Here is a 26,955-nt window from a genome sequence, read left to right on the forward strand (position 1 = left end):
CCGCCTTTCAGGCAATTCTCCCGACGAAGCACCCCACGGGCGGCAGTGCCAGGGCAACCTCCTCGAGAACACCGCCAAGAACGCCGGCGACCTCAACGGCAAGAGCAGTTATCTCGGTATCCCTGATCTCGGCCGGCAGCGCCCAGTTCGCCGGCTCCGCGGCGAAGTTGAAGACGCACAGCAATTTCTCGTCTTCGTGCTGGCGGATGAAAGCCAGCACATCGCCCTCGGCCTCGAGGAAACGGATCGCGCCTTGGATCAGTGCCGGATGGCTCTTGCGCAAGGCAAGGATCGACCGATAGGCGGCAAGCACCGACCGCTCCTCGCCATGCTGGACATCGACCGCACGCACGCGATGCGCCTGCGGCACCGGCAGCCAGGGCTTGCCGGTGGAGAAGCCGGCATTGTCCGCCTCCGCCTGCCACACCATCGGCGTGCGGCAGCCGTCCCTGCCCTTCACGCCCGGCCAGAAGCGGATGCCGACCGGATCGCGCAGATCCTCATAGACAAGCTCGGCTTCCTCCAGCCCCAGTTCCTCACCCTGATAGAGGCAGATCGACCCGCGCAGGCATGACAGCAGCGCGATCGAGAACTTCGCCACCGCGTCCGGGCTCTCGCCGGGCCGTGTCCAGCGGCTGACGTGGCGCACGACGTCATGGTTGGAGAAGGCCCAGCAGACCCAGCCGTCCGGGGCGGTCGTCTCGAACCCCTCCACGCAGCCGCGCACATGGGCGGCGGAAAATTGCGGGCTGAGCAGGTCGAACGTGTAGCACATCTGCAATTTGTCGCCGCCGGATACATAGGCGGCGAGCGTCTGCAAGGAACGCTCCTCGTCACCCACCTCGCCGACCGCGGCGCGGTCGGGATATTCGTCGAGCAGCGCGCGGAAGCGTTTCAGGAAGTCAAGGTTTTCGGGCCGCGTCTTGTCGAAGAGATGCTCCTGCAAGCCATAGGTGCTGGTCGAACCGTTGGTGCCGGCGACGCTTGATGCCAAGGGCGGGTTGTCGCGCAGCCAGAGGTCATGGACATAGTAGTTGACCGTATCCAGCCGGAAGCCGTCGACGCCGCGCTCCAGCCAGAAGCGCACGGTGTCGAGCAGCGCGTCCTGAACGTCAGGATTGTGAAAGTTCAAATCCGGCTGAGCGGCCAGGAAATTGTGCATGTAATATTGCCGGCGGGTGGCGTCCCACTCCCAAGCCGGGCCGCCGAAGACGGACAGCCAGTTGTTGGGGGCGTTGCCGTCCGGCCTGGCGTCGGCCCAGACATACCAGTCGGCCTTGGCATTGTCGCGGCTGGCCCGGCTTTCGGCGAACCATTCGTGCTTGTCCGACGAATGCGAGATCACCTGGTCGATGATGAGCTTCAGGCCGAGTCGATGCGCCTCGGCGACCAGCGCGTCGAAATCCCCCAGCGTCCCGAACATCGGATCGACGTCGCGGTAGTCGGACACGTCATAGCCCATGTCGGCCATCGGCGACTTGAAGAAGGGTGACAGCCAGACCGCGTCGACCCCGAGCGAAGCGATATGGGCGAGCCGCGCGGCGATGCCCTTCAGGTCGCCGCTGCCGTCGCCGCTCGTATCCTGGAAGGAGCGCGGATAAACCTGATAGATGGCGCAGCCGCGCCACCATTCGGCGCCTTGCTCTGGATTGTCGCCAGCCATCACGACCCCTTCCTGCTGCGCGATTTAGCGGCTCGCCGCTCGATCATGAAACCGACGCTGCGGCCGGGCAACGGCCGCGCCAAATCGACCGGCTGCGTCTCGATTGCCGGGCGCCATTCAAATCCGTCCCGCGCGGGCAGGCTGAAGACACATTGGCGGCGGTCGCCGTTGATCACCACTGCCAGGCGCCTGCCCTCGGCATCGCCGAGCAGCATGACGAGGCGATGTCGGCCGGGATCGTTCCAGTCCGTATCGCCGAGCGGCGCGCCGGTCTCGGTCAGCCAGGCCACGTCGGGGATTTCCGATCCGTCGGCAGGCTCGCCGGTCAGGAAGTGCGTATCCGCCAGCGCAGGAAAGGCCCGGCGCAGCGTGGCCAGCGACGATGCATATTGCTCCAGCGCCCGGTCGCGGCCAGCCCAGTCGAGCCAAGTGATGACATTGTCCTGCGCATAGGCGTTGTTGTTGCCTTTCTGCGTGCGGCCGAACTCGTCGCCGGCGGTCAGCATGATGGTGCCGCGCGAGGCAAAGAGCGTGGCGAGCAGCGCGCGCTGGTCGTTGAAGCGGGCCATGGCGATCGCCTCGTCGTCCGTCTCGCCCTCGGCGCCGTTGTTCCAAGACAAATTGTCGTTGTGGCCGTCGCGATTCTGCTCGCCATTTGCCTCGTTGTGCTTGCGCTCATAGGCGACGATGTCGGTCAGCGTCATGCCGTCATGCGCGGCGATGAAATTAACGCTGCGGCTCGCCGGTTGGCCGTCCCTGCCGAAGATATCGGAAGAGCCGGCAAGCCGGGTGGCCAAAGCGCCGATCGCGCCGGTATCGCCGCGCCAGAATCGCCTGACATCGTCGCGGTAGCGGTCATTCCATTCCAGATATGGCGGACGGAAACTGCCGAGCTGGTAACCGTTCGGACCGATATCCCAGGGTTCGGCGATCAGCACGCGATCGGCGAGCGCAGGATCGTCGGCGATGGCCTGAAGCAGCGGTGCCTCGGGATCGAAGGCGCCATCGACTCGCCCGAGCACGGGCGCCAGATCGAAACGGAAGCCATCGACCCCGGCGAGGCGGACGAAGTGGCGGAGCGTGTCAAGCACCATCTCGCGCACCACCGGATGGTCGCAGGCGACGGTGTTGCCGGTGCCGGTGTCGTTGACCAGCCTGCCGTCCGGCTGATGCCGGTAGTAGCTTATCGCATCCAGTCCGCGCAGCGACAGCGTCGGCCCGAGCCGATCGCTTTCGCCGGTGTGGTTGAAGACGAGATCGAGGATGGTGCCGATGCCCGCCTTGCGCAACGCGGCGACGGTATCGCGCAGTTCCTCGAGGCCGCCGGGCGCGAGACGCGGATCGAGCGCCATGAAGGTGACAGGATTGTAGCCCCAGGCGTTGCTCAGCCCCAATGGCGGCAGGTGCCGCTCATCGATCGACGCGGTGACCGGCATCAACTCGACGGCTGACACACCGAGACGCTTCAGGTGCTCGATGACAGCCGGATGGGCGAGCGCCGCAATGGTGCCGCGCTGCGCTTCCGGAACCTCCGGATGCAGCTTGGTGAAGGAGCGGACGTTGAGCTCGTAGATCAGCCCGCCGGCTTGGAAGAGCGGCGGTTTGGCCGATTCCGGCTTGGGCAGCGGACGCGCAATCGCCTTCGGCATCAGCGAGGACGTGTCGGCGCCTTCATTGCGTTTGGCGGCAAGCCGCCAATGATATTGATATGGACGGTCCAACTCGACGGCGTAGGGGTCGGTGAGAAGCTTGTTCGGGTCGAACCAAAGGCCGCGCTCCGGCGCATAGTCGCCATCGGCGCGAAAGCCGTAATGCGTGCCCTCGCCAAGGCCGGGGACGAGGAGCGCGTGCACGCCCTCGCCTTCCGGATTGAGCTCCTGCCGATCGAATTCGCGCGCGCCGGTGTCGTCGAAGATCGAGACCCAGAGACGCCGCGCCGATGAGGACCAGACGGCGAAGCGGATGCCTTCGGGGTTGATGGTGGCGCCAAGCTGGGTCATGCGGGCGCCTCCCCTTCTCCCCTTGTGGGAGAAGGTGGATCGGCGCGCAGCGCCGAGACGGATGAGGGATGTTGGAAGAAATGAGGCGTGGGCGGCGGTGCCACCGCCGGTTTGCGCCAAGCTGGAGCACCCCTCATCCGTCGCCTTCGGCGACACCTTCTCTCACAAGGGCAGAAGGGGGAGCCGCGCCGCGCCGCCACCCTCAAGTAATCACGCTCGGCTTGTTGCGGCCGGTGTGGCTCTTGATGCCGGCGATGTCGTCGGCGGCGGCGATGAGATCGGCGAGCGCCTCCTGCGTGTCGAGATCGTGCCTGGCCTTGTCCGGCTCGTAGCGCTCGATATAGACGCGCAGCGTCGCCCCTGACGTGCCGGTGCCGGAGAGACGCAGGACAACGCGCGAGCCGCCCTCGAACAGGATTCGTATGCCCTGATGCTCGCTCACGGAGCCGTCGACCGGATCGTGATAGGCAAAATCGTCGGCTTTGGCGATCTTGAGGCCGCGCACGCCGGTGCCGGGGAGCGAACCAAGCTTGGCGCGCAGTTCGTCGACCAGCGCGTTGGCGCGGTCGCTCTCGACCTCCTCGTAATCGTGGCGCGAATAGTAATTGCGGCCGTACGTCGCCCAATGCTCGGTGACGATCTGCTTGCAGCTCTCGCCGCGCGCGGCGAGGATGTTGAGCCACAAAAGCACGGCCCACAGACCGTCCTTCTCGCGCACATGGTTGGAGCCGGTGCCGGCGCTCTCCTCGCCGCAGATGGTCGCCATGCCTGCGTCGAGCAGGTTGCCGAAGAACTTCCAGCCGGTCGGCGTCTCGTAGATGCCGATGCCGAGCTTTTCGGCGACGCGGTCGGCCGCGCCGCTGGTCGGCATGGAACGGGCGATGCCTTTCAGGCCGTCCTTGTAGCCCGGCGCCAGTTGGGCATTGGCGGCAAGCATCGCCACCGAGTCCGACGGCGTGACGAAGATGCCCCTGCCGATGATCAGGTTGCGGTCGCCGTCGCCGTCGGAGGCCGCGCCGAAGTCCGGCGCGTCCGGCCCCATCATCTCGTCATAGAGGTGTTTTGCATGCACCAGGTTCGGATCCGGGTGATGGCCGCCGAAGTCGGGAAGCGGCTTGAAGTTGCGGCAGGTGCCGTCGGGCGCGCCGAGGCGATGTTCGAGGATCTCCTTGGCATAGGGGCCGGTCACCGCGTGCATGGCGTCGAAACGCATGCGGAAGCCCGACTTGAAGAGCTTCTTCAGCGCATCGAAGTCGAACAGGCTTTCCATCAATTCGGCATAGTCCTTGACCGGATCGAATATCTCGACCGTCATGTCGCCCGCCTTGACGGTGCCGATGGTGTCGATGTCGATGGCGCCTATATCGGCGATCTTGAAGCTCTTGATCTCCTTCGACTTGGCGAAGATCGCGTCGGTGATCTTTTCGGGCGCCGGGCCGCCATTGCCGGCATTGTACTTGATACCGAAATCCTCGTGCGGGCCGCCGGGATTGTGGCTGGCCGACAGGATGATGCCGCCGAAGGTCTTGTATTTGCGGATGATGTTGGAGGCGGCGGGGGTCGACAGGATACCGCCCTGCCCGACCATCACCTTGCCGAAGCCGTTGCCGGCGGCAATCGCGATGGCTTTCTGGATGACCTCGCGGTTGTAGAAGCGGCCATCGCCGCCGATCACCAGCGTCTTTCCTTGAAAACCGTCCAGCGCATCGAAGATCGCCTGGATGAAGTTCTCGGCATAGTGCTCCTGCTGGAACACCGGCACCTTCTTGCGCAGGCCGGAGGTGCCCGGCTTCTGGTCGGTATAGGGTTTGGTGGGGACGGTTCTGATCATGCCTCAGGCAGCCCTTTTCGAAAGCAGCAAGCGATAGAGTTCGACGTATTTTTCGGCGCTCTTGTCCCAGGAGACATCGGCCTTCATGCCCTGGCGCTGGATCGAGGCCCAGGTCGTCGGCCGGGCATGCTGCTCGACCAGCCGCTGGATGGCATGCAGCATCGCGCCGCCATTGTTGGGCGCGAACTGGAAGCCGGTGGCGACGCCTGCCGACAACGCGGCTTCATTGGCGTCGATGATGGTGTCGGCCAAACCGCCGGTACGGGCGACGACCGGCACGCAGCCATAGCGCAGGCCATAGAGCTGGGTCAGGCCGCAGGGCTCGAAGCGGGACGGAATGATGATGGCATCGCAGCCGCCCTGCATGACGTGCGAAAGGCCTTCATCGTAACCGACGACGACGCCGACGCGGCCGCGATGACGGGCGGCGGCGGCAAGCAGCGTGCCTTCGAGACCGGCGTCACCAGAGCCCAGAATGGCGAGGCGCGCGCCGGCGGCGACGATGCCGTCGACGACCGCGGCCAGGATGTCCATGCCCTTCTGCCACGTCAGCCGGCTGACGACGCAGACGATCGGGCTGCCGTCCGCCTCCAAGTTGAAGCGCTCTTCGACCGCCTTGCGGTTCTTGGCCCGCGCGGCAAGCGTCTCGGCCGAATAATTGGCCACCAGATGCTTGTCGGTCTCGGGATTCCAGATGTCGACGTCGATGCCGTTGACGATGCCGTAGAGATCGGTGGCGCGCATGTTGATCAGCCCGTCGAGGCCCATGCCGAATTCCGGCGAGCGGATTTCCTGCGCGTAGGTCGGGCTCACCGTGGTGATCGCCCAGGCCGCCTGAAGGCCGGCCTTGAGATAGCCGACGCCACCATAATATTCGACGCCGTCGAGTTGCATAGCCACAGCCGGCAGGCCGAGTTCGCCGAAGATGCCGGCGCCGAACTGGCCCTGGAAAGCAAGATTGTGCACGGTGATCAGCGACGGCACCCCGACCGCCTTGCCGTATCGCATATAGGCAAGCGTCATCGCCGACTGCCAGTCGTGGGCATGAACGATGTCCGGCTGGTAGCCGGAGATCGCGCCGCCGGCAATGTCGCCGCCGACCTGACTCAAGGCCGCGAAGCGGCGCCAATTGTCCGGCCAGTCGGCGCCGGAGGCGGTGCCGTAGGGGCCGCCCTGGCGATCGAAGAGATGCGGCGCGTCGAGCACGAAGAGATCGAGCTCGCCGATCTTGACGGCATGGACCGAAGCCTTGCCGCCTTGCAGCAGCGGGTACTGGTAAACGGCCTTCTTCTTGGCGAAGGCCGCCATCACGACAGGATAGCCGGGGACCAGCGTGCGCATCGCCACGCCCTTCCCGACCAGCGCGATCGGCAGGGCGCCGGTCACGTCGGCAAGCCCGCCGGTTTTGACCAGCGGAAAGATTTCGGGCGTAACCGACAGAACCTGCATGCGCTCCACATTCCGATCTCAACGTGACAGGTCAAAGTGACAATCTGTTGATCAAGTCATCAGCTTGCTGATCGACCCGACAGCTTGCTGATCGACCCTATCAGGTCGACAGCTGATCAACCTTATCAGGTTGACAGCTTGTTGATCATGTCCTGGGTGATCAGGCAGATGCCCTTCTCCGACACGCGAAAACGCTTGGCGTCCAGCGCCGGATCCTCGCCGACCACCAGCCCCTCGGGGATCTGCACGCCATGGTCGATGACGACGCGCTTGAGGCGCGCCTTGCGGCCGACAGTGACGTCGGGCAGCATCACCACCTCCTCGAGCTTGGAATAAGAATTGATGCGGGCGCCGGTGAAGATCAGGCTGCGGCGCAGCGATGCGCCGGAGACGATGCAGTCGCCCGACACGAGCGAGGAGATCGCCTCGCCGCGGCGGCCGTCCTCGTCATGCACGAACTTTGCCGGCGGTTTCAATTCGGCATAGGTCCAGATGGGCCAGTCGCGATCGTAGAGGTCGAGCTCGGGCGTGACGTCGGTGAGGTCGATATTGGCCTCCCAATAGGCGTCCACCGTGCCGACGTCGCGCCAGTAGGGCTCGGACTCGTGCGAGGAACGCACGCAGGATTTGGCGAAACGGTGAGCGATCGCCTTACCATGCTGGACGATGTAAGGGATGATGTCCTTGCCGAAGTCGCGGCTGGAGCCGGGCTCGGCCGCGTCGCGGCGCAGCTGCTCCATCAGGAACTTGGTCTTGAAGACGTAGATGCCCATCGAGGCCAGGGCGAATTCCGGTTTATCCGGAATGCCCGGCGGATCGGCCGGCTTTTCGACGAAGGCGATGATGTTGTCCTTCTTGTCGACATGCATGACGCCGAAGCCGGTCGCCTCCATGCGCGGCACTTCGAGGCAGCCGACGGTGACGTCGGCGCCGGCGTCGACATGCTGGCGCAGCATCAGCTCGTAATCCATCTTGTAGATGTGGTCGCCGGCGAGGATCACCATGTATTCGGGCCCATAGGCCTCGATGATGTCGATGTTCTGGTAGACGGCGTCGGCCGTGCCTTCATACCACTGCGTTTCGGACACACGCTGTGATGCCGGCAGGATATCGAAGCTTTCGTTTCGCTCGGGCCGCAGGAAGTTCCAGCCGCGCTGCAAATGGCGGATCAGCGAGTGCGCCTTGTACTGGGTGGCGACGCCGAGGCGGCGGATGCCGGAGTTGAGCGCATTGGAGAGGGCGAAATCGATGATGCGCGTCTTGCCGCCGAAATAGACGGCGGGCTTGGCGCGCCGGTCGGTCAGTTCCCTGAGGCGGCTGCCGCGGCCGCCGGCCAGCACATAGGCCATGGCATCGCGCGCCAGCGGCTGGGTTCTTTTGATCTCTGCCATTTTGTTACCCTCCCAAACAAGCTGCCCGGACCGTTGCAAGAGCAGGATGAGACATCATCTGCTTCAATCCGCGACGAATTCCAGCATGATCGTCGACAGCGGCGGCAAGAGCATCGTCGCCGATATGCCTCCCCCTTCCCCGCTCGCCTCGACCACGCCGCGATTGCCCATGCCGGAGCCGCCATAGACCTCGGCGTCGGTATTGATGATTTCGCGCCATTTTCCCGCCTTCGGCAGCGGCACGCGATAGTTCTCGCGCGGCACCGGCGTGAAATTGGAGATGACGGCGATCGAATTGCCGTCCGGCGCGCTGCGCAGCCAGGCGAAGACCGAATTGTCGCGGTCGTCGACGATCAGCCAGGAGAAGCCCTCCGGCTCGCAATCGCGCGCATGCAGCGCCGGGCGCGAGCGGTAGAGGTAGTTCAGGTCGCGCACCGCCTGCCAGACGCCGCGATGCGGCGCGAATTCGAGCAGGTCCCAGTCGAGCGCGCGTTCCTCGCTCCACTCGCGGCGCTGGGCGAATTCCTGGCCCATGAACAGGAGCTTCTTGCCGGGATAGCCCCACATGAAGGCGTAGTAGGCGCGCAGTGTGGCGAACTTCTGCCAGTCGTCGCCGGCCATCTTGTTGAGCAGCGTGCCTTTGCCGTGCACGACCTCGTCATGCGAAAGCGGCAGGACGAAGTTTTCCGAGAAAGCGTAGACCAGGCCGAAGGTGATGTCGTTGTGATGGTGCTTGCGGAAGATCGGCTCCTTGGAGAGATACTCCAGCGTGTCGTGCATGAAGCCCATGTTCCATTTGAAGCCGAAGCCGAGGCCGCCTTCATGCACGGGACGCGACACTTTCGGCCATGAGGTCGATTCCTCGGCGATCGTCATCACGCCGGGGTGGTGGCCGTAAAGCTCCTTGTTCATCTTCTGCAGGAAGGAGACAGCCTGCAGGTTCTCGCGCCCGCCCTTCTCGTTGGGGATCCACTCGCCGGCCTTGCGCGAGTAATCGAGGTAGAGCATCGAGGCGACCGCGTCGACGCGCAGGCCGTCGACATGGTACTTCTCGGCCCAGAACAGCGCGTTGTTGACGAGGAACGACACCACCTCGCGGCGGCCGAAATTGTAGATGGCCGTGTTCCAGTCGGGATGGAAACCCTGGCGCGGATCGGCATGCTCGTAGAGCGCGGTGCCGTCGAACTTCACCAGCCCGTGCTCGTCGACCGGGAAATGCGCCGGCACCCAGTCGAGGATGACGCCGATGCCGGCGCGGTGCGCGCCGTCGACGAAGCGGGCGAAGCCGTCGGGGTCGCCGAAGCGAGCCGACGGCGCGTAAAGGCCGGTGGTCTGGTAGCCCCAGGACGGGTCGTAGGGGTGCTCCGAGATCGGCAGGAACTCGATATGGGTGAAGCCGGTGTCGACCACGTATGGGATGAGCCGTGCGGCCAGCTCGTCCCAGGACAGGAACGTGCCTTCGTCGCGGCGCTGCCAGGAACCGGCATGGACCTCGTAGATCGAGATCGCCTCGCGCCTGGGGTCGGCCTTGCGCCAGTAGCCGCGATGCGCCTCGTCGCCCCATTGATGCGCGATCGGCGGCGCCGTCACCGAGGCGGTCGCCGGGCGCAGTTCCGACTCGAAGGCGAACGGATCGGCCTTGAGCGGCAGGCGCACGCCGTCGGGCGCGATGATCTCGAACTTGTAGGGTTGGCCCGCGCCGAGATCGGGAATGAACAACTCCCAGATGCCGGTGTCCTTGCGGTCGCGCATGGTATGGCGGCGGCCATCCCAGTCGTTGAAGGCGCCGACCACGGAGACGCGCCTGGCATTGGGCGCCCAGACGGCGAAATGCACGCCGGTGGCGCCCTCGTGTTCGACGATGTGGGCGCCGAGCTTGTCGAAGAGCCTGAGATGCGAGCCTTCGGCCATGTAATAGTCGTCCATCGGACCGAGCACCGGACCGAAGGAATAGGGATCGGTCAGCCACCAGTCGCCGCCGGCGTTGCTGGCGTGATAGCGCAGCGGCTGGCGCTTGCGGATCGAGACCTTGCCCTCGAAGAAGCCGGCATCGTCGCGGCGGGAGAGCTCGCCGACCTCCTTGCCGGTCAGCGTATAGGCGGTGACGAATTCGGCGTTGGGCACGAAGCAGCGGGCGATGAAGCCTTTGCCGGCTTCCTGCACGCCCAGGACCGAGAAAGGATCGCCATGCGTTCCGGCGACAATCGCCGCGACATCGCCGGCTGGCGCCAGTCCGTCCGGCCCGCTTGTCGCAGCGGTCGCGCGCGGCTTCCTCATCAGGCGGTGTTCCCTCCCCGGGAGTTATTTTGTTTTGTGCATGTCGTCGCCCGAAAACCGCAACGCACTTTTGGGCGACATGCACGACACCACATTGTTCGTGATCTCATGCAATCACATCAGACGGGTACGTTCCAGATTTCTTTCGCATATTGGCGGATCGTGCGATCGGACGAGAACCAGCCCATGCGGGCAACGTTTCGGATGGCGCGCGCGTTCCAATCGGGGCTGTCGCGCCAGACGCGGTCCACGTCGCGCTGGCAGGCGGCGTAGGAATCGAAGTCGGCCGCCACCATGAACCAGTCGCTGCTGTAGAGCCCGTTCATGAGGTCGCGATAGCGATTGGGGTCATCGGGCGAGAAGACGCCGGACGAGATCGCCGCGACGGCCTGCGACAATTCAGGGGACGCCTCGATGATGCCGCGCGGGTTGTAGCCATTGTTGCGCCGATCGGCGACCTCGGCGGTGGTGAGGCCGAAGATGAAGATGTTGTCGTCGCCGACATGTTCCTTCATCTCGACATTGGCGCCGTCGAGCGTGCCGATGGTGAGCGCGCCGTTCATGCCGAACTTCATGTTGCCGGTGCCGGATGCTTCCATGCCGGCGGTCGAGATCTGCTCGGAGAGGTCGGCGGCGGGCATCAGCACTTCGGCCAGGCTGACATTGTAGTTCGGCACGAACACCACCTTCAGCAGCCCACGCACCGACGGATCGCCGTTGATGACTTTCGCGACGTCGTTGGCCAGTTTGATGATCAGCTTGGCGTTGTGGTAGCTCGGCGCCGCCTTGCCGCCGAAGATCTTGACGCGCGGCATCCAGTCCCGCTCGGGATGCGAGCGTATCTGGTCGTAGAGCGCGATCGCCTCGATGATGTTGAGGAGCTGGCGCTTGTATTCGTGGATGCGCTTGACCTGGATGTCGAACAACGCCGACGGGTCGAGCCGAACGCCGAGCCGATCGGCGATCAGGTTGGCGAGCTTCACCTTGTTCTGCCGCTTCACGGCGGCGAATTTCTCACGGAACGCCGCGTCGTCGGCGAGCGGATCGAGATCCTTGATCGCCTCGATGTCGTCCATGAAGCGGTCGCCGATCGCCTCGCGGGCAAGCGAGGTCAGGCCCGGATTGCACTGGATCAGCCAACGCCTGGGCGTGATGCCGTTGGTCTTGTTGTTGATGCGGTCGGGATAGAGCTTGTGGAGATCGGCGAACACCGTCTCCTTCATCAGCTCGGTGTGCAGGGCCGAGACGCCGTTGATCGAATGCGAGCCGACGAAGGCCAGATTGCCCATGCGCACGCGGCGGTCGCCATTTTCCTGGATCAGCGAGATGCGGGCGATCTGATCGCCCGAGAACTGGTTGGTGGCGCGGGCCTCGAGCAGCACCTGCGCATTGATGGCATAGACGATCTGCATGTGGCGCGGCAGCAGACGTTCGAACAGCGGCACCGGCCAGCTTTCCAACGCCTCGGGCAACAGCGTGTGGTTGGTGTAGCCGAAGGTGCGCTTGGTGGTGTCCCAGGCCTGGTCGAAGTCCATGCCGTGGACGTCCATCAGGAGCCGCATCAGCTCCGCCACGGCGACCGCGGGATGGGTGTCGTTCAAGTGGATCGCCGCCTTGTCGGGCAACGATTTCAGGTCGCCATACTGGCTGAGATGACGCTGCACGATGTCCTGCAGCGAGGCGGTAGAGAAGAAATACTCCTGCCGCAGTCTCAACTCCTGCCCGGCCATGTGGGAATCTGCCGGATAGAGCACGCGCGACAGCGCGTCGGCCTTGTTGCTTTCGGCCAGCGCACCGATGTGGTCGCCGGCGTTGAACTTGTCGAGCAGGATCGGATCGATCGGCATGCCGGACCAAAGTCTCAGCGTGTTGACGCGCCTGGCATGCCAGCCGGCGACGGGCGTGTCGTAGGCGACGGCCAGCACGTGCTCGGTCGGCTTCCAGACGTGGCGTTCGAGCCGGCCGTCCTTGGAGGTGATCGATTCCACCGAGCCGCCGAAGCCGACCTCGAAGGAGCGCTCGCGCCGTTCGAACTCCCAGGGATTGCCGTGATCGAGCCAGGTCTCCGGCAGCTCGACCTGCCAGCCGCCGTGGATTTCCTGGCGGAACATGCCGTTGGCGTAGCGGATGCCATAGCCATGGGCGGGGATATCGACGGTCGCCATGCTTTCCATGAAGCAGGCGGCGAGACGGCCGAGGCCGCCATTGCCGAGCGCGGCGTCCGGTTCGAGCCCAGCGATGAGGTCGAGGTCGACGCCGAGGGAGGACAGCGCCTCGCGCATGTTCTCCATCAGGCCGAGATTGGAGAAGGCGTCACGCATCAGGCGCCCGATCAGGAATTCCAGCGAAAGGTAATAGACGCGTTTTTCCTGCTGGTCGTAGGCTTCCTTGGTTGCCTGCATCCAGTGGTCGACGATGCGGTCGCGGACGACCTTGATCGAAGCCGTCAACCAGTCATAGGGCGTGGCGACGGTTGTGTCCTTGCCGACCCGATACTTGAGCGACATCAAGACCTCCTCAGCGAGGGTCTTGGGATCGGGATTGTCGAGAACAGGGGCTTCGATCGTCATGGCGGATGTCATTTCGCCTCTCGTTCAACTGGCGTGATCATAACGGCTTGTATCGTTCCTCCCAGCCCATCCTAGTGCATTGCAACATATACTCAATCGATTTAGACGGCTGACCAATGGTCGTGTGCCGGAACAAGACGGCCCAATCAGGCCGTCTCCAAAACTTCCGGCGGTGCCTTGGCGCCGGTCATGAAGGCGACGGCGTCGGACATTGTATATTGCTTAGGATCGATGACGGCGAGGCGACGGCCCAGGCGATGGATGTGGATGCGGTCGGCCACCTCGAAGACATGCGGCATGTTGTGCGAGATGAGCACGATCGGCAGGCCGCGCTTCTTGACGTCGAGCATCAGCTCCAGCACGCGGCGGCTTTCCTTGACGCCGAGCGCCGCGGTCGGCTCGTCCATGATGACGACGCGGCTGCCGAACGCCGCGGCGCGGGCCACAGCAACACCCTGGCGCTGGCCGCCCGACAGCGTTTCGACCGACTGGTTGATGTTCTGGATGGTCATCAGCCCGAGCTCGGACAGTTTCTCGCGGGCGATGCGCGCCATGGCCGAGCGGTCGAGCCTCCTCAGCCATTGCCCGGCAAAACCCGGCTTACGCAGCTCGCGGCCGAGGAACATGTTGTCGGCGATCGACAGCGCCGGCGACAAGGCCAGGTTCTGGTAGACGGTCTCGATGCCAGCCATGCGCGCCTCGATCGGCGAGCGGAAATGCACCGGCTGGCCGTTGAGCTCGATCGCGCCGGAGTCCGGGATGACCGCGCCGCACAGCGCCTTCACCAGTGTCGACTTGCCGGCGCCGTTGTCGCCGATGACGGCAAGGATCTCGCCCGGCATCAGGTCGAAATCGGCATTGTCGAGAGCGACCACCCTGCCATAGCGCTTGTTGAGGCCTTTGGCCTGAAGAATGGGGACCTGATGAATCGACTGGGTGCTCATGCCGAAATCTTCCTGATCCACTGATCGATGGTGACGGCGAGGATGATGAGGATGCCGACGGTGAACTCCTGCCAGAGCGAGTCGACGCCGGCGAGCGCCAGCCCATTGCGGAAGACGCCGACGATCAGTGCGCCGAACAATGTCCCGACGATCGAGCCGCGCCCGCCGAACAGCGAGGTGCCGCCGATCACCACGGCGGTGATGGCATCGAGATTGGCGGTCTGGTTGCCGAGCGGGCTTGCGGCGCCGATGCGGCCGATAAGCGCCCAGGCGGCGACGGCGCAGATGAAGCCGGCCAGCGTGTAGACGGCAATGAACACGCCGCGGGTGTTGATGCCGGCGAGGCGTGCGGCTTCGTCGTCGTCACCGGTGGCGTAGACATGGCGGCCGAAGGCGGTGCGGTTCAACACATACCAGATGATCAGAGCCGTCAGGATCATGGCGATGGCGCCGTAGGTCAGCACCGCGCCGCCTCCCAACCTGATCGTGTGGCCCAGCCACTGCAGCAGCGGTCCCGCCGCCTCGATGTCCTGGGCGCGCACGGTCTCGGAATGCGAGACGTAGATGACCATCGCGCCGTAGACGCTCCAGGTGCCGAGCGTGACGATGAAGGGCGGCAGCTTGATCACCGCCACCAGCACGCCGTTGATCAGGCCGCAGACAAGACCGGTGAGCAGGCCCAGCACGAAACTCAATTCGACCGGCACGCCATAGGTGACGGTCAGCCTGCCCATGACGATGGACGACAGCACCATCATGGCGCCGACCGAAAGATCGATGCCGGCGGTCAGGATGACCAGCGTCTGGGCGATGCCCAGAAAGGCGATGATGGTGACTTGTTGCAGCACCAGCGAAAGATTGAACGGCGCGAAAAAGCGCCCGCCCGCCGCGACCGAGAAGATCAAAACGCCGATGACCAGGACAATGAACGGGATGGCCGTGGGATATTCGTGCAGGAAGCGCTGCAGGGTTTTGACTAATGAACCCCGGTCCTCATCAAAACTCGCCACGGACTGGTCGTGGCCCTGAAGGCCGCGCTCGGCCGAGACCGAGCCGGTTGTGTCGTCGCTCATCTTTATCCCCTCCCAGGATCCCGTGTTTCGGGAAAGGGCGGCCGGAGCCGCCCTTTCAGTGAGTTTAGTCCGTTATTGCGGGTATTAGGAAGGGCATCAGCCCCAGCAAAGTTCCGCGCCCTTCTTGCTGTCGATCGACTCGACGCCGTTGACGGGCTTGTCGGTGATCAGCGTGGCGCCGGTGTCGAAGAACTCCTTACCGGGGGTCGGCTTCGGCTTTTCGCCGGTCTTGGCGAACTTCTCGATCGCTTCCATGGCCATGGCGGCCATCTTCAGCGGATATTGCTGCGAGGTCGCGCCGATGACGCCGGCCGCGACGTTCTTGACGCCCGGGCAACCGCCGTCGATCGAAACCACAAGGACCGAGCCGTCATCCTTGCCGGCCGCCTTGAGCGCCTGGTAACCACCGGCCGCCGCCGGCTCGTTGATCGTGTACATCACGCTCACGTCCGGGCACTTCTGCAGCAGCGTTTCCATGGCGGTGCGGCCGCCATCCTCGGCGCCGCCGGTCATCTCATGGCCGCAGATGCGCGCGTCGTCCTCGTCGCCGTATTTCTTCGGATCCTTGATGTCGATGCCGAAGCCCTTCATGAAGCCCTGGTCGCGCAGATAGTCGACGGTCGGCTGGTTGGTGGCGAGATCGAGGAAGGCGATCTTGGCGCTGGAGGCCTTGTCGCCCAGCGTGCCCTTGGCCCACTCGCCGATCAGCTCGCCTGCCTTGAAATTGTCGGTTGCGAAAGTGGCGTCCGCCGCGTCGATCGGATCGAGCGGCGTGTCGAGCACGATGACCAGCAGGCCCGCATCGCGCGCCTTCTTGATGGTCGGCACGATGGCGCTGGAATCGCTCGGCACGATGGCGAAGCCCTTGGCGCCGGCCGAGATCAGATTCTCGATGGCCGCGACCTGGCTGTCATTGTCGCCGTCGAACTTACCGGCAAAGGTCTGCAGCGTGAGGCCGAGCTCCTTGGCTTTGGCCTGCGCGCCTTCGCGCATCTTGACGAAGAACGGGTTGCCCTCGGTCTTGGTGATCAGGCCGACGATGTCGGCGGCATACGAGGCCGTGGCCATCGCGCCGTAAAAGGCAAGACCGGCAACGGCCGCCTTCAGAATAGTCCATTTACGCATGATTTCCTCCCAGTGAACCACTCCGGCGCCGGCCAACCGGCGCCTGCGGAGCGCCCACCGAAGTTCTCCCAGTGTGGGCGCGATGTCAAAGAGACACCAGTCCGTAACGGCTGTCAATAATTAAATCACTCTTATTTATTATTGACACTCTTGCGCTGTTCACTCATTCTGAACGAAAAGCATCGAGGGGAAACAGACGGGAGGAACAGGGTGGAGACCGGCATTGCGAGGCACGGTTCGCCCGAGGCTTTGGAAAGCCGGCTGCATCGCGGCACCAACCAGAGCGGCATGCGCGACCACAATGAGCGGCTCGTGCTGTCCCTGGTGCGCCAGCATGGCAGCCTGGCCAAATCCGACATTGCGCGCATGACCGGGCTGTCTGCCCAGACAGTGTCGGTGATCATGCGCGAGCTCGAGGAAGACAAGCTGCTCGTGCGCCAGGCGCCGCTGCGCGGCAAGATCGGCCAACCTTCGATCCCGATGGCGCTCAATCCGGAAGGCGCCTTTTTCATCGGTCTCAAGATCGGCCGCCGCAGCGCCGAGCTCGTGCTGATAGACTTCCTCGGCAATGTGCGCGCCATGCTGCAGCATTCCTACCGCTATCCCGCACCGCGCGAGACCGTCGAGTTCGTCACCGCCGGCATCAAGACGATGCGCGGCGCGCTTACGCCGGCTCAGGACAAGCGCATCGCCGGGCTCGGCATCGCCATGCCGTTCGAGCTATGGAACTGGGTCGACACGGCCGGCGCGCCGCGCGAGATCATGGACGAATGGCGCCATCGCGACATCCGCGCCGACATCCAGGGGCAGTGCGAGTTTCCCGTCTACCTGCAGAACGACGCGACGTCGGCCTGTGGCGCGGAGCTCGTCTTCGGGCGGGCCGGCGCGGCGCGCGATTTCGTCTATTTCTATATCGGCGCCTTCGCCGGCGGCGGCATCGTGCTCAACGGCCGCCTCTACAGCGGGCCGAACGGCAACGCCGGCGCGCTGGGCTCGATGCCGGTGCCGGGGCCGGACGGCAAGCCGACGCAGCTCATCGACGTCGCCTCGATCGCGATGCTGGAAAGGGCGCTCTCCGCCAAGGGCATCGACGGCTCCTATCTTTGGACCTCGCCGCAGGAATGGGGCGAGATCGGCGCCGATCTCGACGAGTGGATCGCCAGCGCCTCGCGGGCGCTCGCCTATGCCATCGTCGCTGCCTCGTCGGTCATCGATTTCGAAGCGGCGGTCATCGATGGCTGGATGCCGCTCGACGTGCGGCGCCGGCTGGTCGATGCCGTGACGGAAGCGATTGCCCGCATCGATGCCGAAGGACTGAAGCTGCCCATCGTGCGCGAGGGAACGGTCGGCATCCACGCTCGCGCCATGGGCGGCGCCAGCCTACCGCTCTCCGAGCGCTTCCTGATCGGACCGAACACGTCCGGGGGCGCCTGACATGCTGATCGGCATCCCGTCGCTGCTCGGGCCCCAGTTCCTGGCGACGCTCAGGGCAATGGGCCATGGCGACGAGATCGCGATCGTCGACGGCAATTATCCGGCCGAGGAACAGGCGCGGCGGCTCATCCGCGCGGACGGCCACCACGTCATAGCCGTCCTCGACGCCGTGCTCAGCGTGCTGCCGGTGGACGAGGCGGTGCCGGAGGCTTTGTTCCGTGCCTCGGTGCATGGCGACCCGGCGCTCGCCGACCCGGTGCATCGCGAGATGGAAGCGGTTTGCGCCACGCGCGCGCCGGGCCACAAGGTGGTTGCGCTGGCCGGGCCCGACTTCTATGCACGCGTCAAGGCCGCGCACGCCATCGTGGCGACCAGCGAACCCAGGCTCTTTGCCAACATCATCATCCGCAAGGGCGTGATCCATCCGCCGGAGACCGAGACGACATGATCCTTTGCTGTGGCGAAGCCCTGATCGACATGCTGCCGCGCACCACAACGGAAGGCGAAGCGGCCTTCGCGCCCTATGTCGGCGGCGCGGTGTTCAACTCGGCGATCGCGCTCGGCCGGCTCGGCGCCCCGGCAGGCTTCTTTTCCGGCCTCTCCTCCGACCTGTTCGGCGGCCAATTCCGCGAGGCGCTGGGCGCCAGCAAGGTAAGCTCCACCTATGCGCACACCTCCCCTCGCCCGACCACGCTCGCCTTCGTGCGGCTCACCAACGGCCAGGCGACCTACACTTTCTATGACGAGAACACCGCCGGGCGCATGCTGACCATCGAGGACCTGCCGAAGCTCGGGGCCGAGATCGAGGCGATGCTGTTCGGCGCCATCAGCCTGATCTCTGAGCCGGCGGGCTCGGCCTATGAGGAATTCATGCGACGCGAGCACCAAAGCCGCGTCATGATGCTCGACCCCAACATCCGGCCGAACTTCATCCCGGACAAGGCCAAGCATCTTCGGCGCATCCGCGAGATGATGGCGATGGCCGACATCGTGAAATTGTCGGACGAGGACCTGAAATGGTTCGACGAGGCCGGCTCGCACGAGGATGTGGTGCGCAACTGGCTGGAGCGTGGGCCGCAGCTGATCGTCGTCACTCATGGCGGCGAAGGCGCCGTCGGCTACAGCAAGGCGCACAAGGTCACCGTCATGCCGCAGAAGGTGAAGGTCATCGATACGGTCGGCGCCGGCGACACGTTCAATGCCGGCATCCTGGCTTCGCTGCACGAGCAGGGCCTGCTCACCAAGGCGGCGATCGGCAGCCTCTCCGAGGACGCCATCCGCAAGGCGCTGGAACTAGGCGCCAAGGCCGCCGCGGTAACGGTTTCGCGAGCCGGCGCCAACCCGCCATGGCGGCACGAGATCGCCTGATCCGGCGCGGGGACTGACGTGAGCCCGCCCTTCGCGGCCGATCACTTTATGTTTCCCATCGGTGGAACGACGCGATAAGAGAGGCCGGAAAACGCCTCTCAAAGCTCGGATTTCCGGCTTTTTCAGGCATTGCGCCGGTAAAGTCGGTAACACGCTGCGACACATAAGCAATTTGCGCCGGCCGCCGCCGGCTTTCTCAGCCGGTTCAAGTCTGTTACCAGCGGGCCGGTTTTACAGGCATTGAGGCCGACATGCAGTTCATCGATCTTGGCGCGCAGCGCGAACGTATCCGCGACCGGCTGAAGGTCGCTATCGACAAAGTCGTCGAGGACGGCCGCTATATCCTCGGCCCGCAGGTCGCCGAATTCGAGGACAAGCTGGCGGCCTATATCGGCGTCAAGCATGTGGTCGCCTGCGCCAACGGCACCGACGCGCTGCTTCTGCCGCTGTTTGCCGCCGGCATCGGCCCGGGCGATGCGGTGTTCGTGCCGAGCTTCACTTTTGCCGCCACCGCCGAAGTGGTGGCGCTAGCCAAGGCCGAGCCGGTCTTCGTCGACGTCGACCGCGACACCTACAACATCGACATCGCCAGCCTCGAGGCGGCGATCGATATGATCAAGAAGGAAGGAAGGCTGAAGCCGAGGGCGATCATCCCCGTCGACCTGTTCGGGCTCTCCGCGGACTACGAGGCGATCATGGCGATCGCCAAGCGCGAGAACCTTCTGGTGATCGAGGATGCCGCGCAGTCGATGGGCGGTTCCGCCGACGTCAAAATGTGCGGCGCTTTTGGCCATGTCGGCTCGACCAGTTTTTACCCTGCCAAGCCGCTTGGCTGCTATGGCGACGGCGGCGCCATGTTCACCAATGACGGCGCGCTGGCCGACAAGCTCCGCTCCTTCGCCTTCCACGGCAAGGGCGAGACGCAATATGACAATGTCCGCGTCGGCATCAATTCGCGCCTCGACACGCTGCAGGCGGCGATCCTGATCGAAAAGCTCGCCATCCTCGAGGATGAGATGGTGGCGCGCCAGATCGTCGCCGACCGCTATGCCAAGGGCCTCGGCGACATCGTCAAGGCGTCGCGCAATCTTGGCCATGGCCGCTCGGCCTGGGCGCAGTATGCGATCGAGACGCCGAAACGCGACGGGCTCAAGGCCCATCTCGGCGAAAAGGGCATTCCGTCGGTGATCTATTATGTGAAGCCGCTGCACGAGCAGGTGGCCTACAAGGATTATCCGCGCACGCCGACCGGCCTCGCCGTCTCGGAGGCATTGCCAAAGCAGATCCTCTGCCTGCCGATGCACGCCTATTTGAGCGAGGCCGACCAGGACCGCATCATCGAGACGATCCGCAATTATATCGGGTCGAACTCGGCACATGTGGCGGCGGCTTAAAGCCTGAAAGGTCGGCGCCGGGCGCCCCTCTGTCCCGCCGGCATCGATAATTGGCAACGCTGCCCTAAGCCGCGCTCTTCCCCGTCGCGATGAAATGCGGGTTGGCGAAATCGCTGTCGCTCGCCTGGTTGCGCTTGCCGTAGACGAGCGGCTCGCCGTCCAGGGTGCGCGTCATGCCGCCGGCGGCGCGCAACACCGCGTCGCCCGCCGCCGTATCCCATTCCATGGTGCGGCCGAAGCGCGGATAGACGTCGGCTTCCGCCGCGGCGAGCAGGCAGAATTTCAGCGACGAGCCTATCGAGACGATCTCGGCCGCGCCGAGGTCGCGGATGAAGGCATCGGTCTCCGGCGTGTTGTGCGAGCGGCTGGCGACGACCGCAAGCGGCGAGCCGCCTGCCCGCACCGTGATCGGCCGGCGGCCGGCCACGCGATAGTCGGCATCGACCTCGAGCGCCTCGGCCTTGCCGGGTCGTCCGGAGAAAAAGCGCCCCGTGCACGGCGCGAAAACGACGCCGACTTCCGGTACGCCATGGCGGACCAGCGCGATGTTGACGGTGAAATCGGTGCGGCGGTTGACGAATTCCTTGGTGCCGTCGAGCGGATCGATCAGGAAGAAAGCGCCGTCGAGGTCGGGCGTTGAAACACCTGCCGCAACCTCCTCCTCGGCCACGCAAGGGATTTCCGGATAGGCGGCGCGCAGACCGGCCAAGATGATCTTCTCGCTTTCGCGGTCGGCTTCCGTCACCGGCGAAGAGTCGGCCTTGCTGTCGACGGCGCAGCCCTCGTGGAAGACGCGCATCACCTCGCGCCCGGCTTCGAGCGCCAGGCGCTCGAAGACGCCCAACATCGCCTCGTCGTCAGATACCGCCGCCATTGTCGTACTGCTCCTCGGCAATGTCGCGCTCGGTCAGCCAGTGTTCCAGGGCTTCCGCCATCTCCTGCGGGCTCCTGCCGAGAGTCTTCAGGTGAATTTCCGGATTCTGCGGCGCCTCATAAGGAGAATCCACGCCGGTGAAATTCTTGATCTCGCCGCTCAAAGCGCGCGCGTAAAGGCCCTTCGGATCCCGCCTTGCGCATTCCTCGAAAGGCGTATCGACGAAGACCTCGACGAACTCGCCTTCGGCCATCAGCTCGCGCGCTACGCGTCGTTCGGCGGCGAAGGGCGAGATGAAGGAGACGATGACGATCAGGCCGGCATCGGCCATCAGCTTGGCCACCTCGGCGACACGGCGGATGTTTTCCACGCGGTCGGCGTCGGTGAAGCCGAGATCGCGATTGAGGCCGTGGCGGACATTGTCGCCGTCGAGGATATAGGTGTGTCGCCCGGACGCGAACAGCTTCTTCTCGAACAAATTGGCGATGGTCGACTTGCCGGAACCGGAGAGCCCGGTGAACCAGAACACCGCCGGACGCTGGTTCTTCAAGTCGGAGCGGCCGCGCTTGCCGACATCGAGCGACTGCCAATGGATGTTTTCGGCGCGGCGCAGCGAATGCAGGATCATTCCGGCGCCGACGGTGGCGTTGGTGATGCGGTCGATCAGGATGAAGGCGCCGGTGGTGCGGTTCTCGGCGAACGAATCGAAGGCGATCGGCGCGCGGGTCGAGAGGTTGCAGACGCCGACCTCGTTGATGTCGAGCGACTTCGCCGCCTCACGCGCGAAATCGTTGACGTTGACCCGGTATTTCAGCTCGGTGACGGTGGCGCTGACCTGATCGGTTTCGGTGCGCAAGACGTAGGAGCGGCCGGGCAGCAGCGCCTGCTCGTCGAACCAGACGATGTTGGCGGCGAACTGATCGGCGACCTGCGGCCGCGCGGCCGGCGACACCAGCAAGTTGCCGCGCGACACCTCCACTTCGTCCTCGAGGACGAGCGTGACCGCCTGGCCGGCAACCGCCTGCTCGAGATCGCCGCCCTGCGCGACGATGCGCTTGACCCGGGACGCCTTGCCCGACTTGGCCACGACGACCTCGTCTCCTTCAGAGACCACACCCGAGGCGATGGTCCCGGCGAAGCCGCGGAAATCGAGGTTCGGGCGGTTCACATACTGGACTGGGAAGCGGAAAGGCAGCTCGACGGCGGCCTCGTCGACCGACACGGTTTCGAGATGCTCGATCAGCGATGGCCCGGAATACCAGGGCGTGCGCTCCGAACGGCTGGTGACGTTGTCGCCGAAGCGCGCCGACATCGGGATCGGCGCGATGCTGACGAAGCCCAGCTCCTTCGCGAACTCGCCATAGTCGGTGACGATCCGGTCGAACACGGTCTCGTCGAAGCCGACGAGGTCGATCTTGTTGACCGCAAGCACGATGTGCCGGATGCCGAGCAGCGAGGCGATGATCGAATGACGCCTGGTCTGGCGAAGCACGCCCTGGCGCGCGTCGATCAGAACGATGGCGAGATCGGCGGTCGAGGCGCCCGTCGCCATATTGCGCGTGTACTGCTCATGACCGGGCGTGTCGGCGACGATGAACTTGCGCTTCGGCGTGGCGAAGAAGCGATAGGCGACATCGATGGTGATGCCCTGCTCGCGCTCCGCCTCCAGCCCGTCGACCAGCAGCGCGAAATCGATGTCGTCGCCGGTGGTGCCGTGCTTGCGCGAATCCTTCTCTAGCGCCGCAAGCTGGTCCTCGAAGATCTGCTTGGTGTCGGAGAGCAGCCGCCCGATCAGCGTCGACTTGCCGTCGTCGACCGAGCCGCAGGTGAGAAAGCGCAGCAGCGACTTCTTCTCCTGCGCGGCCATGTAGTCGCGGATCGAATCGGTCGGGGCGAGGCTTTTTGCCATGATGTGGCGCATTATCAGAAATAACCCTCGCGCTTCTTCTTTTCCATCGAGCCGGCCTCGTCGCGGTCGATGAGGCGGCCCTGGCGCTCGGAGGTGCGCGCGGTCAGCATCTCGCCGACAATGGCCTCCAGCGTGTCGGCGTCGGACTCGATCGCGCCGGTCAGCGGGTAGCATCCCAGCGTGCGGAAGCGCACGAGCCGGTTCTCGACCGCCTCGCCGGGGCGCAGCTGCATGCGGTCATCGTCCTTCATGATCAGCATGCCGTCGCGCTCGACCACCGGCCGCTCCTTGGCGAAATAGAGTGGCACGATCGGGATGTTTTCCTGCAGAATGTACTGCCAGATGTCGAGCTCGGTCCAGTTGGACAGCGGGAAGACGCGGATCGATTCGCCCGGCGCGATGCGGGTGTTGAAGATCTTCCACATTTCCGGCCGCTGGTTCTTCGGGTCCCAGGCGTGCTGGGCGTTGCGGAAGGAAAAGATGCGCTCCTTGGCGCGCGACTTCTCCTCGTCGCGACGGGCGCCGCCGAATGCGGCGTCGAAGCCGTATTTGTCGAGCGCCTGGCGCAACGCCACCGTCTTCATCACATGGGTGTGGGTGTTGGAGCCATGATCGAAGGGGTTGATGCCCTCGCGAACACCATCCTCATTGACATGAACCAAAAGGTCGAAGCCAAGCTTCTGCGCCATCTGATCGCGAAAGGCGATCATCTCGCGGAACTTCCAGGTGGTGTCGACATGCAGGAACGGGAAAGGCGGCTTGGCCGGATAGAAGGCCTTCATCGCCAGATGCATCAGCACGGACGAATCCTTGCCGACCGAATAGAGCATCACCGGCTTGGAGAAAGATGCCGCGACCTCGCGGAAGATGTGGATGGATTCGGCCTCGAGCCGCTGCAGATGCGTGAGCGCGATATTCATGGAGCGTCGAGCGTTCTTTCGTGCCGTGGAGCGGAAATCTTGCATCGCAGGCGCAATTCCATGCCCGCCGGGCGCAGATTTCACTTCGGACAAACTGTTTCGTGCGGGCGTTCTAACAGATCGGCGCCGCCGATAACAATGCAAGACCCGCGCGGCGCGAGGTGATTAGAGAACGAATTTTCCAAGCGCGGCCGGCAAAGCGGAAAATCCTGCCGGAGCCATCGAAAACGCGGAAGCGGAGAAAGCCCGTGGCGTCCGGGGAATTCCGAGGCCGTCCGATCGTGGCCTGATCGGGGATTTCTGCCGCAACATCGTCGACCGCACTATCGCGGAGCGGCGCCAGCCGCTATACGGGCTCGGGGAACGGGCAAGGCGCGGCAAACGGAGATCGGCGAGGCGGCCTCTGGCTGGCTCCATGGATCCGGGCGCAACCTGGAAAATTGCGAAGCAAGCATTTGAACCCGTTTACAACGCTCCGGCGCCACCTCACGCCCGCACAGATCAACGTCTTTTTCTCGATCGTCTGCTTTTTTTCGCCGCCGGTGCTTGGCTCGCTGGTCAGCATCGCCTTCAATGCCGGTGGTGTGTGGTCCGCGATGCTTCTGGCCGCGAAACGCCGGCGCTTCAACATCGACCGGCCGATGCTCGCCGTCACGGTGACGATCTACGCCTATTGCGCGGCCATGGTTCTGGCTTCGATCGTCAACGGCACGCTGGCCGCCGATCTACGATTTTTCCTGCCGTTGATCACCTTCCTGCTGTTCCCCATCTCCTATTCGACCTGGAGCATCACCGAGAAGAGCGCGCTGGCACGCATCGCCATCCTGGCCAGCACCGCGGCCTGCTTCGGCGCGCTGGCGATGGCCGTGTTCCAGTATCATCGGCTCGGTGTGAGGGCGGAGGGCGGCGCCGGCAATCCGATCGTCTTCGCGACCGTTACCTGCCTTGCCGTCATGACATGCCTTGCCGGCGCGCTGTCGGGCATCGAGAAACGCTGGAAGCTTCTGGTCCTGGCGGCGGTCGCCGGAGCCATTGCGATTGTCTATTCGGGATCGCGCATGATCTGGGTGGCCGTGCCGATCGCCAGCATCGTCGTGCTTCTCATCAACCGTCGCCGGTTCACCGGCGCCAGCCTGGCACGCTTCGTGGCGATCGGCGTCGTGGTCGCCCTTGTGATCGCCGCCATCGGCTCCCGCGCCGTGCTGGATAGAACCGACTTCCTGGTCAGCGACTGGGATGCGCTGAACGCCAATGGTGACCATTCGACGGCGCTCGGCCTGCGCGTGGCGATGTGGGAAATCGGCTTTGCCGCGTTTCGCGACATGCCGATTTTCGGCCATGGCATCTCGGCGAGCCGGGCGCTGATGAAGCAGGGTTTTCACGAGCAGTTCGGCCTAAGCGCGGGTTTCAGCCATTTTCACAATGGCTTCCTGACCGCGCTGGTCGAGGCCGGTCTGCTGGGGGCGCTGGCCCTGGCGTCGATTTTCGTCGTCGCCGCCTGGAACGCGGCACGGACACTGCGCCTCAGCGTCGATCCGGTGGAGCGGTTCGGCGCGACGATGGTCCTTGTCGCGGTCATCACCTATCTCACCGGCGGAATGGCCGGCATCCTGGTCGGCCACGACATCCTCGATGCAACGCTGATGGTGTTCCTGATCTCGGGGACCTACCTTGCATCCGGGCGGACGGCAGCGCCAACCGGGAAAAGCGCGCCTGCGGCGGCGCCGGACGCCAGCCTGCAACCATGAAGGTCCTGGTCACCGGCGCGACAGGCTTCATTGGACGCCGGGTCGTCAGCCGGTTGCGCGAGGCCGGATTCGGCATACGGATCGCCTCCCGCCAGCCGCAGCAACTGGCGGGCGTGGACGATGCCGTCGCGCTGCCCGGCGCCGATGCGCCGCAGGAAGCCTTCCTGGCGCTGATGCGCGAGGTGACGCATGTCGTCCACTGCGCGGCGCTCAACAATGACCGCAACGCCGGCGCTGCCGACTTCCAAGCCGTCAATGCGATGCTGACCGGACGGCTCGCCCAGGCGGCGGCCACGCGCACCGCCGGGCGCTTCATCTATCTTTCCTCGATCCGAGCCGTGGTGGGCGCCGGTTTCAGCGGCACCATCGACGAGGCCACGCCCCCTGCCCCGCAAGACGCCTATGGGCGTTCCAAGCGCGAAGGCGAGATCAAAACGCTGGAGGCTTTCGCAGCGGCAGGGCGCGCCGGGGCGACGGCGCTGCGGCTGCCGCCGGTCTATGGCGAAGGCATGAAGGGAAATCTGCGCGGGCTGACGCGCCTCGCCGCCAACGGCCTGCCGCTGCCGGCAGCCGCCCTGACGGCGGTTCGCTCGCTCGTCTCGCAAGACGCCGTGGCCGGCGCCGTGACGCATCTTGTGACCCGTCCCGCGCCGCCGCGCCCGATCTATGCGCTCAGCGATGCTTCGCCGGTTGCGATGTCCGAAATCATCACCGCGTTCCGGCGCGGATACGGCCGGCCGGCCCGGCTTTTCCCCATGCCGGCCTGGCCGCTGCGCCTGCTGGCCACGCTGCTTGGCCGGCAGGCGTCATGGCAAGCCTTCATGGCGACGCAGATCTGTGACCCGTCCCTGCTGGCCTCGGAAGGCTGGATGCCGGAAACCGACACGCTCGGCCGGCTTGAGGAACTGGCGCGGCAGGCCGGTCAGAGCGATTCCGGAAAGCGGCCAGGTTCGGCGCCTTCGCCGTAGCTTTCCGTGCGGAAGCG

The 26,955-nt window shown here is 64.7% G+C and carries 19 protein-coding genes; 6 read left to right on the forward strand and 13 right to left on the reverse strand.

Features of this window, described 5'->3' with window-relative positions:
* Positions 1 to 7: 7 nt before the first annotated feature.
* The 10 genes from FJ424_RS24025 to FJ424_RS24070 all read right to left on the reverse strand — a co-directional run bounded on the left by FJ424_RS24025 (position 8) and on the right by FJ424_RS24070 (position 16,323).
* Positions 8 to 1,663, reverse strand: a complete 1,656-nt coding sequence (locus tag FJ424_RS24025; protein ID WP_140657055.1) for an alpha-glucosidase family protein — start codon at positions 1,661 to 1,663, stop codon at positions 8 to 10.
* Positions 1,663 to 3,663 (reverse strand): glycogen debranching protein GlgX, encoded by a 2,001-nt coding sequence (gene glgX, locus FJ424_RS24030; RefSeq protein WP_140657057.1) that lies wholly within the window; start codon positions 3,661 to 3,663, stop codon positions 1,663 to 1,665. Before glgX ends, FJ424_RS24025 begins: the two co-directional genes overlap by 1 nt.
* 202 nt (positions 3,664 to 3,865) lie before the next feature.
* Complete coding sequence (locus FJ424_RS24035; protein ID WP_140657059.1) at positions 3,866 to 5,494, reverse strand: alpha-D-glucose phosphate-specific phosphoglucomutase; 1,629 nt, start codon at positions 5,492 to 5,494, stop codon at positions 3,866 to 3,868.
* 3 nt (positions 5,495 to 5,497) lie between these two features.
* Complete coding sequence (glgA, locus tag FJ424_RS24040) at positions 5,498 to 6,943, reverse strand: glycogen synthase GlgA (protein ID WP_140657061.1); 1,446 nt, start codon at positions 6,941 to 6,943, stop codon at positions 5,498 to 5,500.
* Positions 6,944 to 7,068: 125 nt separating this feature from the next.
* Positions 7,069 to 8,334, reverse strand: coding sequence for a glucose-1-phosphate adenylyltransferase (gene glgC / locus FJ424_RS24045; protein ID WP_140657063.1), 1,266 nt, complete (start codon positions 8,332 to 8,334; stop codon positions 7,069 to 7,071).
* 63 nt (positions 8,335 to 8,397) lie between these two features.
* Positions 8,398 to 10,611 (reverse strand): 1,4-alpha-glucan branching protein GlgB, encoded by a 2,214-nt coding sequence (glgB, locus tag FJ424_RS24050; RefSeq protein ID WP_140657066.1) that lies wholly within the window; start codon positions 10,609 to 10,611, stop codon positions 8,398 to 8,400.
* A gap of 119 nt (positions 10,612 to 10,730) precedes the next feature.
* Positions 10,731 to 13,193: a glycogen/starch/alpha-glucan phosphorylase gene (locus tag FJ424_RS24055; RefSeq protein WP_140657068.1), complete on the reverse strand. Its 2,463-nt coding sequence runs from the start codon at positions 13,191 to 13,193 to the stop codon at positions 10,731 to 10,733.
* 134 nt (positions 13,194 to 13,327) lie between these two features.
* On the reverse strand, positions 13,328 to 14,125 hold the full coding sequence (locus FJ424_RS24060) for an ATP-binding cassette domain-containing protein (protein ID WP_140643403.1): 798 nt from the start codon (positions 14,123 to 14,125) through the stop codon (positions 13,328 to 13,330).
* On the reverse strand, positions 14,122 to 15,198 hold the full coding sequence (locus FJ424_RS24065; protein WP_140657070.1) for an ABC transporter permease: 1,077 nt from the start codon (positions 15,196 to 15,198) through the stop codon (positions 14,122 to 14,124). The genes FJ424_RS24060 and FJ424_RS24065 overlap by 4 nt, the downstream gene beginning before the upstream one ends.
* A 96-nt stretch (positions 15,199 to 15,294) precedes the next feature.
* Positions 15,295 to 16,323 carry a sugar ABC transporter substrate-binding protein gene (locus tag FJ424_RS24070; RefSeq protein WP_140643399.1) on the reverse strand — a complete coding sequence of 343 codons (1,029 nt, stop codon included), beginning with the start codon at positions 16,321 to 16,323 and terminating at the stop codon, positions 15,295 to 15,297.
* A 210-nt stretch (positions 16,324 to 16,533) separates the two neighbouring features.
* On the opposite strand from FJ424_RS24070, the gene FJ424_RS24075 reads away from it, so the two are divergent.
* The 4 genes from FJ424_RS24075 (at position 16,534) to FJ424_RS24090 (ending at position 20,519) form a co-directional block, all read left to right on the forward strand.
* Positions 16,534 to 17,757, forward strand: a complete 1,224-nt coding sequence (locus tag FJ424_RS24075) for an ROK family transcriptional regulator (RefSeq protein ID WP_140657072.1) — start codon at positions 16,534 to 16,536, stop codon at positions 17,755 to 17,757.
* Between the two features lies 1 nt (position 17,758).
* A complete protein-coding gene (locus tag FJ424_RS24080) occupies positions 17,759 to 18,205 on the forward strand; it encodes an RbsD/FucU domain-containing protein (RefSeq protein WP_140657074.1) in 447 nt (148 codons plus the stop codon).
* Entirely contained in the window at positions 18,202 to 19,125 is a 924-nt protein-coding gene (locus FJ424_RS24085; RefSeq protein WP_140657076.1) for a carbohydrate kinase, read from the forward strand. Before FJ424_RS24080 ends, FJ424_RS24085 begins: the two co-directional genes overlap by 4 nt.
* Positions 19,126 to 19,376: 251 nt before the next feature.
* Positions 19,377 to 20,519, forward strand: coding sequence for a DegT/DnrJ/EryC1/StrS aminotransferase family protein (locus FJ424_RS24090; RefSeq protein WP_140657078.1), 1,143 nt, complete (start codon positions 19,377 to 19,379; stop codon positions 20,517 to 20,519).
* Between the two features lie 64 nt (positions 20,520 to 20,583).
* Here FJ424_RS24090 and cysQ read toward each other — a convergent pair whose 3' ends face one another.
* From cysQ to cysD, 3 genes are read right to left on the reverse strand one after another with little or no spacing between them, the layout of a single operon-like run.
* Positions 20,584 to 21,366 (reverse strand): 3'(2'),5'-bisphosphate nucleotidase CysQ, encoded by a 783-nt coding sequence (cysQ, locus tag FJ424_RS24095; RefSeq protein ID WP_181182118.1) that lies wholly within the window; start codon positions 21,364 to 21,366, stop codon positions 20,584 to 20,586.
* Positions 21,367 to 21,376: 10 nt separating this feature from the next.
* Positions 21,377 to 23,314, reverse strand: a complete 1,938-nt coding sequence (gene cysN / locus FJ424_RS24100) for a sulfate adenylyltransferase subunit CysN (protein ID WP_181182116.1) — start codon at positions 23,312 to 23,314, stop codon at positions 21,377 to 21,379.
* A gap of 2 nt (positions 23,315 to 23,316) precedes the next feature.
* Positions 23,317 to 24,222 carry a sulfate adenylyltransferase subunit CysD gene (cysD, locus tag FJ424_RS24105; RefSeq protein WP_246672342.1) on the reverse strand — a complete coding sequence of 302 codons (906 nt, stop codon included), beginning with the start codon at positions 24,220 to 24,222 and terminating at the stop codon, positions 23,317 to 23,319.
* 455 nt (positions 24,223 to 24,677) lie between these two features.
* Here cysD and FJ424_RS24110 point away from each other — a divergent pair, with 455 nt between their 5' ends.
* Both FJ424_RS24110 and FJ424_RS24115 read left to right on the forward strand, forming a co-directional pair.
* A complete protein-coding gene (locus tag FJ424_RS24110) occupies positions 24,678 to 25,970 on the forward strand; it encodes an O-antigen ligase family protein (protein WP_140657082.1) in 1,293 nt (430 codons plus the stop codon).
* A complete protein-coding gene (locus tag FJ424_RS24115; protein WP_140657084.1) occupies positions 25,967 to 26,938 on the forward strand; it encodes an NAD-dependent epimerase/dehydratase family protein in 972 nt (323 codons plus the stop codon). The genes FJ424_RS24110 and FJ424_RS24115 overlap by 4 nt, the downstream gene beginning before the upstream one ends.
* The last annotated feature ends 17 nt before the right edge of the window (positions 26,939 to 26,955 follow it).

This window comes from Mesorhizobium sp. B3-1-8 (genome assembly GCF_006439495.1).
Lineage (GTDB): Bacteria > Pseudomonadota > Alphaproteobacteria > Rhizobiales > Rhizobiaceae > Mesorhizobium.

Excerpts from the sequence above, each read along its gene's own strand:
- FJ424_RS24025 (WP_140657055.1), bottom strand. The coding sequence starts at position 1,663 with ATGGCTGGCGACAATCCAGAGCAAGGCGCCGAATGGTGGCGCGGCTGC.
- glgX (WP_140657057.1), bottom strand. The coding sequence starts at position 3,663 with ATGACCCAGCTTGGCGCCACCATCAACCCCGAAGGCATCCGCTTCGCC.
- FJ424_RS24035 (WP_140657059.1), bottom strand. The coding sequence starts at position 5,494 with ATGATCAGAACCGTCCCCACCAAACCCTATACCGACCAGAAGCCGGGC.
- glgA (WP_140657061.1), bottom strand. The coding sequence starts at position 6,943 with ATGCAGGTTCTGTCGGTTACGCCCGAAATCTTTCCGCTGGTCAAAACC.
- glgC (WP_140657063.1), bottom strand. The coding sequence starts at position 8,334 with ATGGCAGAGATCAAAAGAACCCAGCCGCTGGCGCGCGATGCCATGGCC.
- glgB (WP_140657066.1), bottom strand. The coding sequence starts at position 10,611 with ATGAGGAAGCCGCGCGCGACCGCTGCGACAAGCGGGCCGGACGGACTG.
- FJ424_RS24055 (WP_140657068.1), bottom strand. The coding sequence starts at position 13,193 with ATGACATCCGCCATGACGATCGAAGCCCCTGTTCTCGACAATCCCGAT.
- FJ424_RS24060 (WP_140643403.1), bottom strand. The coding sequence starts at position 14,125 with ATGAGCACCCAGTCGATTCATCAGGTCCCCATTCTTCAGGCCAAAGGC.
- FJ424_RS24065 (WP_140657070.1), bottom strand. The coding sequence starts at position 15,198 with ATGAGCGACGACACAACCGGCTCGGTCTCGGCCGAGCGCGGCCTTCAG.
- FJ424_RS24070 (WP_140643399.1), bottom strand. The coding sequence starts at position 16,323 with ATGCGTAAATGGACTATTCTGAAGGCGGCCGTTGCCGGTCTTGCCTTT.
- FJ424_RS24080 (WP_140657074.1), top strand. The coding sequence starts at position 17,759 with ATGCTGATCGGCATCCCGTCGCTGCTCGGGCCCCAGTTCCTGGCGACG.
- FJ424_RS24085 (WP_140657076.1), top strand. The coding sequence starts at position 18,202 with ATGATCCTTTGCTGTGGCGAAGCCCTGATCGACATGCTGCCGCGCACC.
- FJ424_RS24090 (WP_140657078.1), top strand. The coding sequence starts at position 19,377 with ATGCAGTTCATCGATCTTGGCGCGCAGCGCGAACGTATCCGCGACCGG.
- cysQ (WP_181182118.1), bottom strand. The coding sequence starts at position 21,366 with ATGTTGGGCGTCTTCGAGCGCCTGGCGCTCGAAGCCGGGCGCGAGGTG.
- cysN (WP_181182116.1), bottom strand. The coding sequence starts at position 23,314 with ATGCGCCACATCATGGCAAAAAGCCTCGCCCCGACCGATTCGATCCGC.
- cysD (WP_246672342.1), bottom strand. The coding sequence starts at position 24,222 with ATGAATATCGCGCTCACGCATCTGCAGCGGCTCGAGGCCGAATCCATC.
- FJ424_RS24115 (WP_140657084.1), top strand. The coding sequence starts at position 25,967 with ATGAAGGTCCTGGTCACCGGCGCGACAGGCTTCATTGGACGCCGGGTC.